Annotated in this window: 17 protein-coding genes; 8 read left to right on the forward strand and 9 right to left on the reverse strand. The window is 65.3% G+C overall.

Annotated features, from left to right (window positions below):
* Nucleotides 1–110 precede the first annotated feature (110 nt).
* Nucleotides 111–1,460, reverse strand: a complete 1,350-nt coding sequence (gene carA, locus B7X49_RS05310) for a glutamine-hydrolyzing carbamoyl-phosphate synthase small subunit (protein WP_286703366.1) — start codon at nt 1,458–1,460, stop codon at nt 111–113.
* Between the two features lie 108 nt (nt 1,461–1,568).
* Here carA and B7X49_RS05315 point away from each other — a divergent pair, with 108 nt between their 5' ends.
* From B7X49_RS05315 to B7X49_RS05330, 4 genes are read left to right on the forward strand one after another with little or no spacing between them, the layout of a single operon-like run.
* Complete coding sequence (locus tag B7X49_RS05315) at nt 1,569–2,033, forward strand: GatB/YqeY domain-containing protein (protein WP_286703367.1); 465 nt, start codon at nt 1,569–1,571, stop codon at nt 2,031–2,033.
* A complete protein-coding gene (gene dnaG, locus B7X49_RS05320; RefSeq protein ID WP_286703368.1) occupies nt 2,030–3,841 on the forward strand; it encodes a DNA primase in 1,812 nt (603 codons plus the stop codon). The genes B7X49_RS05315 and dnaG overlap by 4 nt, the downstream gene beginning before the upstream one ends.
* Nucleotides 3,842–3,887: 46 nt before the next feature.
* Complete coding sequence (gene rpoD / locus B7X49_RS05325) at nt 3,888–5,807, forward strand: RNA polymerase sigma factor RpoD (protein ID WP_286703369.1); 1,920 nt, start codon at nt 3,888–3,890, stop codon at nt 5,805–5,807.
* A gap of 7 nt (nt 5,808–5,814) precedes the next feature.
* Nucleotides 5,815–6,408: a GNAT family N-acetyltransferase gene (locus tag B7X49_RS05330; protein ID WP_286703370.1), complete on the forward strand. Its 594-nt coding sequence runs from the start codon at nt 5,815–5,817 to the stop codon at nt 6,406–6,408.
* Nucleotides 6,409–6,677: 269 nt separating this feature from the next.
* Here B7X49_RS05330 and B7X49_RS05335 read toward each other — a convergent pair whose 3' ends face one another.
* The 7 genes from B7X49_RS05335 to B7X49_RS05365 all read right to left on the reverse strand — a co-directional run bounded on the left by B7X49_RS05335 (nt 6,678) and on the right by B7X49_RS05365 (nt 12,382).
* The gene (locus B7X49_RS05335; protein WP_029314113.1) at nt 6,678–7,892 is read right to left on the reverse strand and encodes a cellulose synthase operon protein YhjQ/BcsQ; all 1,215 of its coding nucleotides are present in this window, start codon (nt 7,890–7,892) and stop codon (nt 6,678–6,680) included.
* Nucleotides 7,893–7,916: 24 nt separating this feature from the next.
* The gene (locus B7X49_RS05340; protein ID WP_286703371.1) at nt 7,917–8,441 is read right to left on the reverse strand and encodes a prepilin peptidase; all 525 of its coding nucleotides are present in this window, start codon (nt 8,439–8,441) and stop codon (nt 7,917–7,919) included.
* Nucleotides 8,442–8,562: 121 nt separating this feature from the next.
* Nucleotides 8,563–8,985 carry an organic hydroperoxide resistance protein gene (locus B7X49_RS05345; protein ID WP_286703372.1) on the reverse strand — a complete coding sequence of 141 codons (423 nt, stop codon included), beginning with the start codon at nt 8,983–8,985 and terminating at the stop codon, nt 8,563–8,565.
* Between the two features lie 52 nt (nt 8,986–9,037).
* Nucleotides 9,038–9,847: a bifunctional hydroxymethylpyrimidine kinase/phosphomethylpyrimidine kinase gene (thiD, locus tag B7X49_RS05350; RefSeq protein ID WP_286703373.1), complete on the reverse strand. Its 810-nt coding sequence runs from the start codon at nt 9,845–9,847 to the stop codon at nt 9,038–9,040.
* On the reverse strand, nt 9,848–11,230 hold the full coding sequence (gene glmM / locus B7X49_RS05355) for a phosphoglucosamine mutase (RefSeq protein ID WP_286703374.1): 1,383 nt from the start codon (nt 11,228–11,230) through the stop codon (nt 9,848–9,850).
* 31 nt (nt 11,231–11,261) lie between these two features.
* A complete protein-coding gene (gene folP, locus B7X49_RS05360; RefSeq protein ID WP_286703375.1) occupies nt 11,262–12,110 on the reverse strand; it encodes a dihydropteroate synthase in 849 nt (282 codons plus the stop codon).
* 35 nt (nt 12,111–12,145) lie between these two features.
* A complete protein-coding gene (locus B7X49_RS05365; protein WP_286703376.1) occupies nt 12,146–12,382 on the reverse strand; it encodes a hypothetical protein in 237 nt (78 codons plus the stop codon).
* A gap of 174 nt (nt 12,383–12,556) precedes the next feature.
* Here B7X49_RS05365 and B7X49_RS05370 point away from each other — a divergent pair, with 174 nt between their 5' ends.
* The 4 genes from B7X49_RS05370 to B7X49_RS05385 are packed head-to-tail and all read left to right on the forward strand — an operon-like array spanning nt 12,557 to nt 14,886.
* Nucleotides 12,557–13,426, forward strand: a complete 870-nt coding sequence (locus B7X49_RS05370; RefSeq protein WP_286703377.1) for an alpha/beta hydrolase — start codon at nt 12,557–12,559, stop codon at nt 13,424–13,426.
* 9 nt (nt 13,427–13,435) lie between these two features.
* On the forward strand, nt 13,436–14,101 hold the full coding sequence (locus B7X49_RS05375; RefSeq protein WP_286703378.1) for a glutathione S-transferase family protein: 666 nt from the start codon (nt 13,436–13,438) through the stop codon (nt 14,099–14,101).
* Nucleotides 14,098–14,574 carry a copper chaperone PCu(A)C gene (locus B7X49_RS05380; RefSeq protein ID WP_286703379.1) on the forward strand — a complete coding sequence of 159 codons (477 nt, stop codon included), beginning with the start codon at nt 14,098–14,100 and terminating at the stop codon, nt 14,572–14,574. Before B7X49_RS05375 ends, B7X49_RS05380 begins: the two co-directional genes overlap by 4 nt.
* A 12-nt stretch (nt 14,575–14,586) precedes the next feature.
* Nucleotides 14,587–14,886, forward strand: coding sequence for a 4a-hydroxytetrahydrobiopterin dehydratase (locus tag B7X49_RS05385; RefSeq protein WP_029314103.1), 300 nt, complete (start codon nt 14,587–14,589; stop codon nt 14,884–14,886).
* Here B7X49_RS05385 and B7X49_RS05390 read toward each other — a convergent pair.
* The gene (locus B7X49_RS05390) at nt 14,836–15,612 is read right to left on the reverse strand and encodes a hypothetical protein (protein WP_286838520.1); all 777 of its coding nucleotides are present in this window, start codon (nt 15,610–15,612) and stop codon (nt 14,836–14,838) included. The two genes, B7X49_RS05385 and B7X49_RS05390, sit on opposite strands and share 51 nt — an antisense overlap.
* Between the last annotated feature and the right edge of the window lie 11 nt (nt 15,613–15,623).

Raw genomic sequence — 15,623 nt, forward strand, 5'->3', positions numbered from 1 at the left:
GCGGCCTGGTGCCGGCGCCGGGTGAAAAAGGGTTGCGAACAGGGTTCATCGCTCAGTTATACAAAGTTTACCCGGTTATACGCCAATCTCCGTATAACCCCGTAAACTCCCTATACTCCCCCCGCCAACATCGCCGTGAACCGCCCGAACAAATGATGCGCATCGGAGGGTCCAGGGCTCGCCTCAGGATGATATTGCACCGAAAAACAACGCTTCCCGGCGCACGCAATCCCCTCGTTCGACCCATCGAACAGGCTGCGATGCGTCACCGCAACACCCGCCGGCAACGAGGCCTCGTCCACCGCGAACCCATGATTCTGGCTGGTGATCTCAACCTTCCCGGTCGCAATCTCCTGCACCGGCTGATTGGCCCCCCGATGCCCGCGCGCCAGCTTGTACGTCGTCCCCCCCAGCGCATGCGCGAGCAACTGATGCCCGAGGCAAATACCGAACAGCGGCACCCCGGCATCGAGCACGCCACGGATCGCCGGCACCGCATAAGCCGCCGTCGCCGCCGGATCACCCGGGCCGTTCGACAAAAACACCCCATCCGGCCGGTGGCGCAGAATATCCTCGGCCGAAGCCGTCGCCGGCACCACGATCACCCGGCACCCCGCACTCGCCAGACTGCGGAAAATATTGCGCTTGGCCCCGAAATCGACCGCAACCACGGTATGGCGCGGCGCCGTCTGCCGGCCAAACCCGCTCACCCGGTCCCACAGCGTCTCGGTCCATTCATAGGTCTGCGTGCACGAAACCTCGCGCGCCAGATCCATCCCCGCCAAGCCAGGCCAGTCCCGCGCGCGCGAGACCAGCGCATCGAGGTCGAACTGACCATCCTGCGGAAACGCAATCAGCGCATTCGGCGGCCCATCATCGCGGATCGCGCGGGTCAACGCGCGGGTATCGACCCCGGCAATCCCCGCCAGCCCCATGCGCTGGCACCAACGCTCCAACCCCTCCGCCGCACGCCAGTTCGACGGCGCGGTGATATCCCGATTGATCACCAACCCGCGCGCAAAACTCGTCGCCGCCTCGATATCCTCAGCATTCGCACCGACATTGCCGATATGCGGAAACGTGAACGTAATGATCTGCCCGGCGAACGAAGGATCGGTCAGCGTTTCCTGATAACCGGTCATACCGGTCGAAAAACACAGCTCAGCCGGCATCCCGGCGCTGAACGCCCCGAACCCCTTGCCCCAGAACACCCGTCCATCACCCAGCACCAGCGCGGCCGTCGCGGCATCCGGCCGCGTCGTCACCGCATCCGGCGCGCTGCCGCCCGGCAGATCCTGCAACGAAAACCCGGTCGCGGCCAGCACCGCGGGCCAGTGGCGGGTCGGAATCGCGCCGGCACTGCGCCATTTGCGAACCGCCTCGGTTGAAACCATGGTAAGTCGGGCGGCGGCTTCAGCGCCACCCAGACGATCGATCAGTTCAGCGATGGTTTTTGGCATGATTATGGGGTATGCCGGAAATTAAATCCGGGATCAACCAGAAACCAACCTTCCCCGGCCGTCGCGGAAATAGTTTCCGGTACGCCGGGGTGATAATGGAGTGACAAAATGAGCGCCTTACGAACCCAGATCCAGGCCGACCTCAAAGCGGCGATGCTCGCCCGCCAGCCGCTGACCGTCTCCACCCTGCGCATGGCCGCCGCCAAGCTGAAGGATGCCGACATCGCAGCCCGCCCCAAAGGCATCGATGCGATCGCCGATGAAGACATCGTGGCACTGCTGCGCGGCATGGTGAAAACCCGCCGCGAGTCCGAAGCCCAGTACCGCCAGGGCAACCGCCCCGACCTCGCCGATCAGGAGGCCGCGGAAATCGTCATCCTGGAAGCCTACCTGCCCCAGACCCTGCACGGCGCAGCGCTCGATGCCGCCATCGCCCAGGCCATCACCACCAGCGGCGCCGCCGGCCCGAAAGACATGGGCAAGGTCATCGCCGCGCTGAAATCCGCCCACGGTCCGGCGCTCGACATGGCCGCCGCCTCGGCCGCGGTGAAGGCGAAACTCGCCGCATCATGAGCCTGCCGCCCAATTTTCTGGACGAATTGCGCGCCCGCACCCCGCTCGCGCCGCTGGTCGCGCGCAAGGTGCGGCTCGAGCGCGCAGGGCGCGACCAGAAGGGCTGCTGCCCGTTCCATAACGAAAAATCACCGTCGTTCTATGTCTATGACGATCACTACCATTGCTTCGGCTGCGGCGCGCATGGCGATGCGATCAGCTTCGTCATGCAGAACGAAGGTGCGGCCTTCATGGAAGCGGTCGAACGCCTCGCCGCCGAGGCCGGGCTCGCCGTGCCCAAACCCACCCCCCAGGCCGCCGAAGCCGCGCGGCGCGAAGCCGACCTGTCCGATGTGCTGGAAGCGGCCGGCGCGGAATATCGCCGCCTGCTGCGCACCCCGCAGGGTGCAACGGCCCTCGCCTATCTGCGTGGGCGCGGCCTGAGCGAGCCCATCATCGAGCGATTCGGTCTCGGCTGGTCCGGCGAAGGGCGGGGCACCCTACGCGAAGCCCTCGCGCGCCAGGAGATCACGCCAGCCAAAATGATCGAGGCCGGGTTGATGAAGGCCGGCGAGCGCGGCCCCGTCGATTATTTCTTCGCTCGCGTGATGTTTCCCATCCGCGACCGTCGCGGCCGCATCATCAGCTTCGGCGGCCGCCTGCTCGGCGATGGCCAGCCGAAATATCTCAACGGCCCGGAGACCGATTTATTCTCCAAGCGCCAGACCCTGTACGGGCTCGACATCGCCCGCGCCGCCGTCCGCAACGGCGCTGCACTCATCGTCGTCGAAGGCTATATGGACGTCATCGCCCTGCACGAAGCCGGCTTCACCGGCGCGGTCGCCCCGCTCGGCACCGCCCTGACCGAGGCGCATCTCGCTGAATTATGGCGCATCTCGCCGCGCCCGCTGCTGTGCTTCGATGGCGACGCCGCCGGCCGACGCGCCGCACTGCGCTCGACCGAGCTTGCCCTGAAAGCCCTCGCACCGGATCGCGGGCTCGCCATCCTGAGGCTCAAGGAGGGTGACGATCCGGACAGTTTCGTCCGCCGCGAAGGCGCGCCAGCCCTCGCAGCCCTGATCGCCGCCGCCCCCAATCTCGCCGAAACCCTCTACGACATGCTGGCCGAGGGTGCCCAGCGCACCACGCCGGAGGGCCGCGCCGCATTTCGCAAACGCCTCGAAGCGGCGGCGCGCAGCATCGAGGATCGTTCCCTGGCCGGCGAATATCGCGCATCCCTGATCGACCGCCTCTATGCCGAACGCCGCCAATCCTTCACCGCCGGCACGCAGGCCCGGCGCAACGGCGGCGGCCGGCCCGCATCGCCGCACATCGTCCTGCCGCGCCCCTCGATCGATGCCGAAACGACCTCTGCGCGCCGCGCACGGCTGCTGACCGCAATTCTGCTTTGCCATCCGACACTATTTCCCGATCTGGAGGAAGCGTTCGGCCTGCTCGACCTGCCAGATGATTGCGCCCGGCTGCGCGATTCGATGGCAAAATGGTTTCATGGAGCGAAAGCCCTTGACTCGGACGATCTGCTCAACCATTTGACCCAATCGGGTCTGCGGGATGTGGCCGAGCCCTTGCTCGCGCTCATGCCGCAACGCGCTCCCGACAATGACGCAGCCGCGATGGCTGAGTTGGAGGCATCTTGGTACGGGATCTACGGGCTCATGAATTTGAAGCATCTGCAAGTGCAATGCGAAGAGCAAAGACTCCGTTTCGAATCTGATCCGACACCTGAAAATTTCGAGCGGCACCGCATATGCGTGATTGCCCTCAAGCGAGTCGAGCGCGGCGAATCCGACAGCGATGCCGTATTTTGACCGGAATGATGTGCGATCTCTCTCTTGCCTTGGAGACTAACGACTGATGGCGACGAAACAGGCGACCCAGACCGAAACCACCGCACCCGAGGCCGAGGCCGATACGGTCACGCTCGACATTCAATCCGCCTCGGTCAAGCGACTGATCGCGAAGGGCAAGGAGCGCGGCTACATCACCTTCGATGAGCTGAACGCCGTCCTGCCGTCCGACCAGAACAGCTCCGAGCAGATCGAAGACGTGATGTCGATGCTCAGTGAAATGGGCATCCAGGTGGTCGAGGGCGAGGAAGCCGAAGATACCGAAACCGCGCCCGCCGCCGAAAAGGAAGAGGAAGCGGTCGAGGCCGACGAAGAAGCGCCGGCCGGCAACATCAGCGAAAGCAGCGGCAGCCGGACCGATGACCCGGTGCGGATGTATCTGCGCGAGATGGGCACGGTCGAACTGCTCTCGCGCGAGGGCGAAATCGCGATCGCCAAGCGGATCGAGGCCGGGCGCGACATGATGATCGGCGGTCTGTGCGAAAGCCCGCTGACCTTCCGCGCGATCATTTCGTGGCACGAGGCCCTCAAGGACGGCAAGATGCTGCTCCGCGATGTGATCGACCTCGAAGCGACCCAGGGCGGCGGCGATGCCGGGTTCAACCCGTCGGCACCCGTGGTCGAGGAAATCGACGACGAGGAAGAGTCCGAAGGCAGCGGCATGTCGCTCTCCGCGGTCGAGGAAAAACTCAAGCCCGAAGTGTTCGAAACCTTCACCGAAATCGAGAAGCTCTACGAGAAGTTCATGAAGCTCCAGCACAAACGGCTGGACGCGCTGAACGCCGGCGAGGAAGCCAGCACCCGCTCGGAAAAAACCTACGAAAAACTGCGCGACGAACTGGTCGCAAAGGTCGAGCAGGTGCGGCTGCATACCAACCGGATCGAGGAATTGGTGATCCAGTTGAAGGAGCTCAACCAGCGCATGAACGGGCTGGAAGGCCAGATGATGCGGCTCGCCGAAAGCTGCAAAGTGCCGCGCGACGAGTTTCTGAAAGCCTATCGCGGCCGCGAGATGGACCCGGCCTGGCTCGACGAAGTGGCCAAACTGCCCGGCAAGGGCTGGAAACTGTTCGTGCCGCGCTATGGCACACAGATCACCGAATTGCGCGCCCAGGTCGGCCGCATCGCCGCCGAGGCGCAACTGCCGATCGAGGAGTTCCGCCGGGTCTACGCAACCGTATCGCGCGGCGAACGCGATTCGACGCGCGCCAAAAAGGAAATGATCGAGGCCAATCTCCGCCTCGTCATCTCGATCGCCAAAAAATACACCAACCGTGGCCTGCAATTCCTCGACCTGATCCAGGAAGGCAATATCGGCCTGATGAAGGCGGTCGATAAATTCGAATACCGCCGCGGCTACAAATTCAGCACCTACGCCACCTGGTGGATCCGCCAGGCGATCACCCGCAGCATCGCCGATCAGGCCCGTACCATCCGAATTCCGGTGCACATGATCGAAACGATCAACAAGCTGGTGCGCACCTCACGCCAGATGCTGCATGAAATCGGCCGCGAACCAACACCGGAAGAACTCGCCGAAAAACTCGGCATGCCGCTCGAAAAAGTCCGCAAGGTGCTGAAAATCGCCAAGGAGCCGATCAGCCTCGAAACCCCGATCGGCGATGAGGAAGACAGCCACCTCGGCGATTTCATCGAGGACAAGAACGCGATCATACCCCTCGATGCTGCGGTTCATGCCAACCTCCGCGAAGCCGCGACGCGCGTGCTCTCCTCGCTCACCCCGCGCGAGGAACGCGTACTCCGCATGCGGTTCGGCATCGGCATGAATACCGATCACACGCTCGAGGAAGTGGGCCAACAGTTCAACGTGACCCGCGAACGCATCCGCCAGATCGAGGCGAAAGCGCTGCGCAAGCTCAAACACCCGTCGCGCAGCCGGAAATTGCGGAGCTTCCTCGAAGACTGAGGCGAATATGCTGGATTACGCCCGCGCCCGGCCCGGCGAAGCGATCGATCGGGTGATCGTCACGGTGACGTTCATGCGGCTCGACCGCAAACCGCCGGTCGTATGGCACCCCCTGCCGGCCGGCGCCGTGATCGAACCGGCGCGTCGGCTCGATGTCAGCACCTACCGCGCCCTGTACGACCGCGTCGGCCAGCCATGGCTGTGGTGGCTCCGCCGGATGATGCCCGATGACATGCTGGCCCACCTGCTCGCTGACCCGGCAATCGCGGTGCACGTCCTAAACTACAACGGCGAACCCGCCGGTTTCTTCGAGCTCGACGCAACCTACTGGCCAGACATCAACCTGAGCTACTTCGGCCTGCTGCCCCAGGCGATCGGCCAAGGCCTCGGCTTCTCCCTGCTCGGCGCCGCAATCGACCGCGTGTTCGCAGGCCCAGTGCGCGGCATGACCGTGAATACATGCACCGCCGATCACCCACGCGCCCTGCCAAACTATCGCCGCGCCGGATTTCGCATCACCCGCCAAGTCAACGAAGTCTGGGACATCCCCCAAAGACTCGGCTTCACCATCCCAGATCACCTCCGCCCCGGCACGACGTGATGCCAGCCGGCTTCGGGGGGGTGGGGCGCCAGCAAGCAAGGCCAGGGGCTCTGCCCCTGGACCCCGTTAAAGGCGGAGCCTTTAAAATCCATTAGTTTTAGGCAAGGGGAGGGCGACCCAGGCCAGATCAGTTGAACCACCGAGGCAGCGCCCTCCCCTTGCCTAAAACTAGCGGGTTCTAAGGGCTAAGCCCTTAGTGGGGGTCGAGGGGGCAAAGCCCCCCGCCTTGCTTGCTGGCGCCCCACCCTCCCAAGCCGGCCAGCATCAGATCACGCCCGATCGATCTTGCGGCCGGATTCGAAGCCGATTTCGCGCGAGAGGTCGTGGACCATGCGGGCGAGGGGCGCTTTGGTGCCGGCGATCAGTTTGCCGATCGGGGTGGTGGTGCCCCATAATTTTGGCTGGGTGGGGACGGCAACATCGACCCGGCGTTTGAGTGCTTCCTCGATATGTTTGCGTTTCAAGCCCCCTGCCCTGCCCTCGTGATTGAGGAGGATCGTGGGGCGTTGCGGCTGGCCGGGGTTGTTCGGAATTGCCAGCAGCCGGAGTGTATCGCGCAGCCCGGCCACACTTGGATCGAGCACGATGACCCGGTGATGGGTGAGTTCGAGCAACTCCCGCTGCGACTGGAGCGGCAGGGCCGGCAGGTCGACCACGACGAAATTGTAGCGGAATCGAACCGCATCGATGATGCGCCGCGCGGCACCGACCGGTGCATCGGGCTCGGACGCCAGATGGGGCCGGGCACCGAGCACCGCGAGCCGATTCTGCACGGGTACCGCGGCATCGAGGAATACTTCGGTCGGGGTCCCTTCCGTTTCGGTCAGGAGGTCACCGAACGATCGGTGGGGTTCGACGCCGAACCGATCGAGCGCCACGCCGATGAACGGATTGGCATCGAGCAGTAACGTGTGGCGGTTGGACTCGACGCCGAGGAACCAGGCCAGCGCACAGGCGACCGTGCTGGCACCGACGCCGCCGCGTGCGCCGGTGATTGCGACGACGCGGCCACCGCGCGTCGCATCGACGATGTGGGAGTCATTGGTGATCAACGAGGCAAAGTAGCGCGCGACCATTTCGCGGGTGATCGGCTTGAAGATGTAATCCACCGCGCCGATCTGGCGGCTGATCGAGCGGTATAATTCGACATCGTCGATCTCGCCGAGCACCAGCACGCTGATCGAGGGTTCGATGACATCGCAGAGTGCCGCGAGCGATTGGAGCGGCTGATCGTCACCGGCGATGTCGATCACCAGGATCTGCGGTGCGGCCAGGCGCATCATCGCGGTGATCGCGGTCTTGATGGTGCCGCGTCGGATATCGGCGGTGTTGGCGATGCCGTTCTGGGCCAGGTCGTTCAATCCGTCGCGCAGCACGGTTTCGCTGTTCGCATCCGTGACGAAGCCGAGCACCGTGAGTTGGTCCGGGCGCCGACGGACCGGCTTGGCAGGTTGTCCGCTACGGACGGCAAGGGCTTCACTCATGGATCTTGCTCCCCTGCCCGCTCATCAGTGCGGCACCGATGGCACGAAGGTCACCCAGGCTGAGAGCGCGATGGCGACGCCATAGGGGATCGATCCGTTACGCCGTGCGCGCCATTGCTCGGCGCGCCAGACCCGCGCGATCCAACGGCGCGAGCGCGGCAAAGCGGCGATCGGAAGCGTGCTGCGGACCAACAGTCGCAACGTCAGATAGGCGAGCGCCACGCCGCCGCCGCACAGGATGACGCGGAGCGAAAACAATCCCTGCGCCGCGGCGCTGGGCGGGATCAGCAGGGAGCAGGCGGTCCAGAATTTGACGTCGCCCCCGCCGATCAGGCGCAACAGCCAGGCACCGGTCAGCACCGTGAACATCACGAGCGTGACCGCGATGCCGGGCAGCAGATCGTGATCGAGGAGCCGGAACGGCAGGGCCAGCGCGATGACGGCGGCGCTGAGGCGGTTCGGGATCAGCCGGACCGAGATGTCGCAGGCCGCCGCATAGAGCAGGCACGCGGCGATCAGCCCGGTCCATGCCTGGGTCAGGTCGCTCACGGTCGTACGGCGTACATTAAGTGGTTGCGCATCGGGCCGTGATGCGGAGACGGGGCCGATGCCATGGGCGGGATAATGACCATGGCATCGGGTTTAACCGATAGACATTAACAAACGATGATCAGGCGACGGTAAACCGGCTGTCGATATTGCCGCGCGTGGCGTGGGCGTAGGGGCAGACGATTTCGGCCTTTTTCACCAGATCCTCGGCCTGCGCCTTGTCCATCCCGGGGATCGAGACGGTCAGATGGGCGGTGATGCCGAAGCCGGCGCCATCGTCGCGCGGGCCGATGCCGATATCGGCGGTAACCTTGGTTTCGGGCGGCACCTTCACCTTTTCCTGGCCCGCGACGAATTTCAGCGCGCCGAGGAAGCAGGCGGAAAAGCCGACCGCAAATAATTGCTCGGGGTTGGTGCCGGGGCCACTGTCGCCGCCGAGTTCCTTCGGCGTGCTCAGATCGAGATCGAGCTTGCCGTCATCGGTCGAGCCATGGCCGGTGCGCCCGCCGGTGGCGTGGCCGTGGGCGTGATACAGTGTTTTCATTGCGATGACCTCCTTGGTTTATGGCCCGCGAGAGATCAGGACGATGCGCCTGTCATGCAAGGGGGCGACCGGGTGCCGCGGCGGCATGGCCCATCGGGCCGTGGCCGGCACCAAACCCCGGCGCGGCGCGCAGGGCGGCTTGCAGGAAAGCCTGCGCGCGGATGATCGCCGCCGGCAGATCGAGCCCCTCGGCCAAGCCGAGCGCGATGGCGCTGGCCAGGGTGCAGCCGGTGCCATGGGTGTGGCTTGTGTCGATGCGCGGTTGGGGAAAGGATTGGACATCATCGGGCGTGATCAGCCGGTCGATCAGCACGCTGGCGTCGAAATGCCCACCTTTCAACAGGACCGCGCGAGCCCCGCGATCGCACAGGAGGCGCGCCGCCGCGATGGCATCGGCGGGCGTGTCGATCGGGTGGCCCGAGAGTTTGGCGGCTTCGTGCCGGTTGGGGGTGATCAGGGTCGCCAGCGGCATCAGGTCGCGCAGCAGGATTTCCGCCGCATCGGGGTCGAGCAGGTCCGTGCCGCTGGTGGCGGCGAGGATCGTGTCGAGCACGATCGGCAGGGATCGCGGCAGGGGTGCCAGGGCGGCGGCGATGGTTTCGACCATCGCCGCACTGCCGAGCATGCCGATCTTGATAGCATCGACGCCGATATCGGCCAGCACCATGGCGATCGCGCGGCCGACCATGGCGGGCGGGATCGGCGTGATCGCCTGGATCGCGACGGTATCCTGCGCGGTGACGGCGGTGATCGCGGTCATGGCATAGCCGCCCAGGGCGGTGATGGTCTTGATGTCGGCTTCGATGCCGGCGCCGCCGCCGCTGTCAGAGCCGCCGATCGCGAGGATGCGCGGCGGGTTCAATCAGGCCACGGCTGGGGCCGAAGCCGCTTCGATCACGGCGCAGAGTTCATCGACGATGGCGACGATCAGCGCTTCGTCCTCGCCCTCGGCCATCACGCGGATCAGCGGTTCGGTGCCTGAGGCGCGGATCAGCAGGCGGCCGGTGCCTTCGAGGCGTTTTTCCGCTTCCGCCTGGGCGGCGAGCACGGCGGCGCTACGCAGCGGCGAAGCCCCCTGGTAGCGCACGTTGCGCAGGCGTTGCGGCAGCGGCTCGAACAGGCGGCAGACCGCGCTGGCCGGCCTGCCGTCGCGCACCAGCACCGCGAGCACCTGCAGCGCGGCGATCAGACCATCGCCGGTGGTGGCGAAATCGGACAGGATGACATGGCCCGATTGTTCGCCGCCGAGATTGAGGCCACGGGCGCGCATGGCTTCGGCGACGTAGCGATCGCCGACCGCGGTGCGGTGCAGGCCGAGGCCGAGGCCGGCGAGGTAGCGTTCGAGCCCGAGGTTGGACATCACGGTGGCGACGACTTCGGTGCCGGCGAGCCGGCCATCGGCCTGGAAGGCGCGCGCGATCAGGGCGAGGACCTGATCGCCATCGATGATGGTGCCGCGTTCATCGACCAGGATGACGCGATCGGCATCGCCATCGAGGGCGACGCCGAGATGGGCACCGTGCTCGATCACCGCGGCCGAGAGGAAGCCCGGCACGGTCGAGCCGCAATCCTTGTTGATGTTGAACCCGTCCGGGTTGATGCCGAGGGGGATCACCTCGGCGCCGAGTTCCCACAGCGCGGCGGGGGCGACCTTGTAGGCGGCGCCGTTGGCGCAATCGAGCACGACGCGCAGCCCATCGAGCCGCAGGCCGCGCGGCAGGCTGGATTTCGCGGATTCGATGTAGCGACCGCCGGCATCGACCAGACGGATCGCGCGGCCGAGCGAGGAGGCATGGGCCAGACGGTCGCTGAGGTCCTGCGCCATCAGGTCTTCGATTTCGGACTCGGTTTCATCGGAGAGTTTTGCGCCGTCCGGGCCGAACAGTTTGATGCCGTTGTCTTCGAACGGGTTGTGCGAGGCGGAGATCACCACGCCGAGATCGGCGCGCAGGCTGCGGGTGAGCATGGCGATGGCCGGGGTGGGCAGCGGGCCGGCGAGCGTGACATCCATGCCCGCGCCGATGAAGCCGGCGGTGAGTGCAGGTTCCAGCATGTAGCCGGACAGGCGGGTGTCCTTGCCGATGATGACCTGGTGGCGATAGGTGCCGCGGGTGAACAGCAGACCGGCGGCCTGGCCGAGCTTGAGGGCGATTTCCGCGGTCATCGGCGCGACATTGGCGCGGCCGCGAATCCCATCGGTGCCGAACAGGCGGCGGGGGCGGGTTTGGGGGGCGATCTGGTTCATGGCCGGAGCGAAGTCCTTTTCGGTTCGATAATCAAGCCGGTTCGAGCGCCTGGGATACCCGTAGCGCCTGCACTGTACCGGCGACGTCGTGCACGCGGAGAATGGCAGCACCGTGGCGGGCTGCGAACAGGGCAGCCGCGAGCGAGGCAGGGTCGCGCGCGGCGGGTTCGGGCACCTGGGCGATGTCGCCGATGAAGCGTTTACGCGAGACGCCGACCAGGATGGGGTGACCGAGCGCACACAGGCGATCGAGCCCGCGCAGCAGGGTGATGTTCTGGTGGGCGATTTTGGCGAAGCCGAAGCCGGGGTCGAGCGCGATGGCGGCGGGTGCGATGCCGGCGGCGATGGCGGCGTCGCGGCGGGCGGCGAGTTCGTCGATCACTTCGGTCAGGAGATCGGCGTAGTGGGCCTGGCAGTTCATGGTCGCGGGGGTGCCGCGCATGTGCATCAGGATGACCGGGCCGCCGCGCTCGGCGAGCAGCTTGGCGGAGCGTTCGTCGTGGCGGAGGGCTGAGACGTCGTTGATGATGGCGGCCCCGGCATCGAGGGCGGCGGCCATGGTGGGGGCGTTGCGGGTATCGACCGAGACCACCACGCCGGCTTCGGCGAGCGCGCGGATGATCGGGATGATGCGCGCGGCTTCGATGTTGGGCGGCACCGGGGTGGCGCCGGGGCGGGTCGATTCACCGCCGATGTCGATGATGGCGGCGCCGGACGCGCGCATGGCGAGGCCGTGGGCGATGGCGGCGGCGGGATCGGGGTGGGCACCGCCATCCGAAAAACTGTCCGGCGTGACGTTGAGGATGCCCATCACGAGCGGGGCGGCTAGCGGCAGTCCGGCCCAGTGCGGGATTGGTGGTCGGGTGGGATGATCCGGCATGCGGCGGGCATAACCGGATTTTTAGGGCACGCCAATCAGATTGGCGGCATGGTGAGGCTGCTGGCCGATCCGCTGCTGGCGGAGGTGCCGAACAACGAGGTGTCGTGGTGGTGATGGTTGGCCGATGAATTGGCGGTCAGGCCGTGGTTGGTGGCTTGGAGCTGCGCGAGGGTTGCCTGGAGGGCAGCGGCGAAGCCGGGTTTGGCGGTGGAAGCCAGGCCGCCGGCATAGGCGATCGGCTGCGCGGCGGCGGCGGTGACGGGAAGCATCATGGCGGGCTCTCCTGAAGATGAATGATATTTCGGTAGGCAAGGACGGGCTTTGCAGATAACGTGCCAGTGTGGGTGCGGCCGTGCGCCTTGGTTCGCCTTGGATGCCACCCGGCCGAAACGACCCACCCGGCATGATGTGCCGGGCAGCAACTGCCTAGTCATTGAAACAGCCGGATGAAACTGCCGAGTCAGATCGATCTTTTGAACGCTCTTGCGCCGCGCTACGGCACGGCGCTGACGCGCGATGTGGTGTATGGGCCGAACCCGTATCACCGGCTTGATATCTATCGGCCGGCGCGGCAGCGCGCGCCGCTGCCGGTGGTGGTGTTTTTTTATGGCGGGTCGTGGCAGAGCGGCGCGCGGGCGGAGTATCGGTTCGTCGGTGCGGCGCTGGCGCGGCTCGGGTTGATCGTGGTGGTGCCGGACTACCGGCTGTATCCGGATGTGCGGTATCCCGATTTCATTCATGATGCCGCCAAGGCGACGGCGTGGGTGTTTGGCGAGATTGGCGCCTATGGCGGCAATCCGGAGGCGGTGTTCGTCGCGGGGCATTCGGCGGGGGCGTATCTGGCGATGATGCTCGCACTGGCGCCGGAGTATCTGGCGGGGGCGAAATCGGACCGGCGGTTGCTGGCCGGGGCGATCGGGCTGGCGGGGCCGTATGATTTTCTGCCGATCACCGGGCCGGTGTATCGCAAGATTTTCGGGCACGCGGCTGATCTGGTGGATACCCAGCCGATCGCGCATGTCGATGCCGAGGCGCCGCCGTGCCTGTTGGTGACCGGGGCGCAGGATCGGCTGGTGGCGCCGGCCAATACGGCCTCGCTGGCGGCGAAGCTACGGGCGGTGGGGGCGAGCGTGGATACCAGGATCTATCCGGGGATCGGGCATATCCGGTTGCTGCTTTCGACCTTGCCGCCGCTGAACCTGGCGACACCGGTGCTTGCGGACATCCGCGCGTTCGTGGCGCAGACGGTGCGGGCGCGGCTCGCGGCAGCGGTGGCGCGGCCGCGCGATATGGCCGGGCCGGCGAATCCGGGCTAACATTTGCGCATGGGTCAGTCGAACGCTGTTTTGTATATCGGGAGCCGGCGGTATTCCTCGTGGTCGTTGCGGGGGTGGCTTGCGGTGCGCTGTGCGGGGATTGCGGTGGAGGAGCGGGTGATTCCGCTGTCCGGCGGGCATACCGCGGCGGTGCGGGCGGCTTCGCCGTCCGGGTTCGTGCCGTATCTGGAGCATGATGGCGCGCGGGTTTGGGACAGTCTGGCGATATTGGAATATTGCGCGGAGATTGCGCCCGGGCTGTGGCCGGGCGAGCGTGTGGCGCGGGCCCATGCGCGGGCGATCAGTGCGGAGATGCACAGCGGGTTTCGCGAATTGCGGATGGCGATGCCGATGAATTGCTGCCGGCGTTATCCTGGCCTGGGTATTACGCCGGGGAGTGCGGCGGATATCGAGCGGATCGTCGCGATCTGGCTCGATGCGCGGGCGCGGTTTGGTGGGGCGGGACGGTATTTGTTCGGTGAGGCGTTGACCGGGGCGGATATCATGTTCGCGCCGGTGGTTTCGCGGTTTTTGACGTATGAGCCGGTGCTGCCTGCGGTGGCGGTGGATTATATGGCGGCGGTGCGGATGCATCCGCTGATGGTTGCGTGGTATGATGGTGCGGCGGGTGAGCCGGCGTCCTGGATGATCGACAAATATGAGGCGGTGACATGAAATTTCGTGCTGTGATGACCGCGGGCCTGGTGTTGTGCGGGGCGGCGGTGATGCCGGCCTTGGCGCAGGGTGACGATACGGTGCCGCTGGGCATTACGGTCAAGCACGGCTGGACGCGGCAGACGACCGAGGCGGGCAAGACGACGCCGGCGTATTTCACCATCCATAATGCCGGGACGGCGCCGGATACTTTGGTTTCGACCAGTTGCCCGATTGCGCATCATACGCTGCTGCTCGATCGGTCGGGGCAGAAGGTGGGGGGGTTGGTGATCAAGCCGGGTGAGACGCTGACGCTGGCGCCGGATCAGACGCATTTGATGCTGCAGCAGAACCGGTTTCGGTTTTATGCCCATGCGATGATTCCGTGCAGCGTCGATTTTCTCGATGCGGGCAAGGTGATTTTGTATCTGCATGTCGAGCCGGACGGTGCCAAGGGGTATGAGCAGGCGCGCCGGCCGATTGTGAAGAACTGAGGGGAAGCCAGCATGGTCGAGAAACTGACGGATGCGGCGCGGGCGGCGCTGGTTGATTTGCTGCCGGCGTGGAGTTTTGCGCAGCAGGCCGAGGGTGGGCTGGATGCGATCGAGCGGAAATTCGTGTTCAAGGATTTCGCGGCGGCGTTTGCGTTCATGACGCGGGTGGCGCTGTTGGCGGAGGCGCATGACCATCATCCGGATTGGTCGAATGTGTATAACCGGGTGTCGATCCGGCTGTCGACGCATGAGGTGGGCGGGTTATCGGAGCGGGATATCAAGTTGGCTGAGGCGATTGATATGATTGGGTAGCGGAAGGAAGGCTTCTTTTTTGTAAAAAAGAAGCAAAAAACTTTCGAACTCCGGGGCACGGGCGTTTGAACCGGCACGGGCCCAAATTACCAAAGTTTTTTTTGCTTCTTTTTTGTTCACAAAAAAGAAGGACTTCCCTTGTCTTTTTGTGCTTTTTGTTACGTTATCGAAACGATTTAGGCGCACGAAATCATGGTCGTTTGCGCCAGAGTTTTTTGACGTTGAAGGAGGGGATGAACGGCTGGTGCCAGGGTGGCACGGGCGGTGGGGGTGGGCCGAGGATATCGCGGAGTTGTTCTGGCGTGAAGTCGATGCTGCCGTCGGGGTTGATTTTGTATTGGTCCATGAAGCTGTTCGGGGGCGTTTCAGATAGTCGGGCAGGCGGATGCCGAGCATGTGGCAGAGCGGGCGCAGGGCGCGGGCGGTGGCGGGGTGGGTGGCGATGAGTTCGGTGGTTTCCGCGAGGGTGAGGAGGTGCTCGATCTGGCTGATGTAGCTGTTGGTGTTGCAATGCGGCACGACGCGGCGGACCCAGCCGAAGCTGCGCGGCAGGGTGGGCGGCGGGCCGGGGAAATAGGCGGCGGGCCAGTTGGGTGGTGGTTTGGCGGGTTTGGCGGCGGCGGGTTTGGGGTTCGGGTTGGGTTTGCGCAGGCGGATGGGACGCGGGGCGGCGGTGGCGAGGGTGGTGAAGCGGCGGAACAGCAGCGCGATGCGGGCGTTGATCATCCAGAGGAGGG

Origin of the sequence: Acidiphilium sp. 34-64-41, from assembly GCF_002282635.1 — a bacterium.
Classification (GTDB): domain Bacteria; phylum Pseudomonadota; class Alphaproteobacteria; order Acetobacterales; family Acetobacteraceae; genus Acidiphilium; species Acidiphilium rubrum.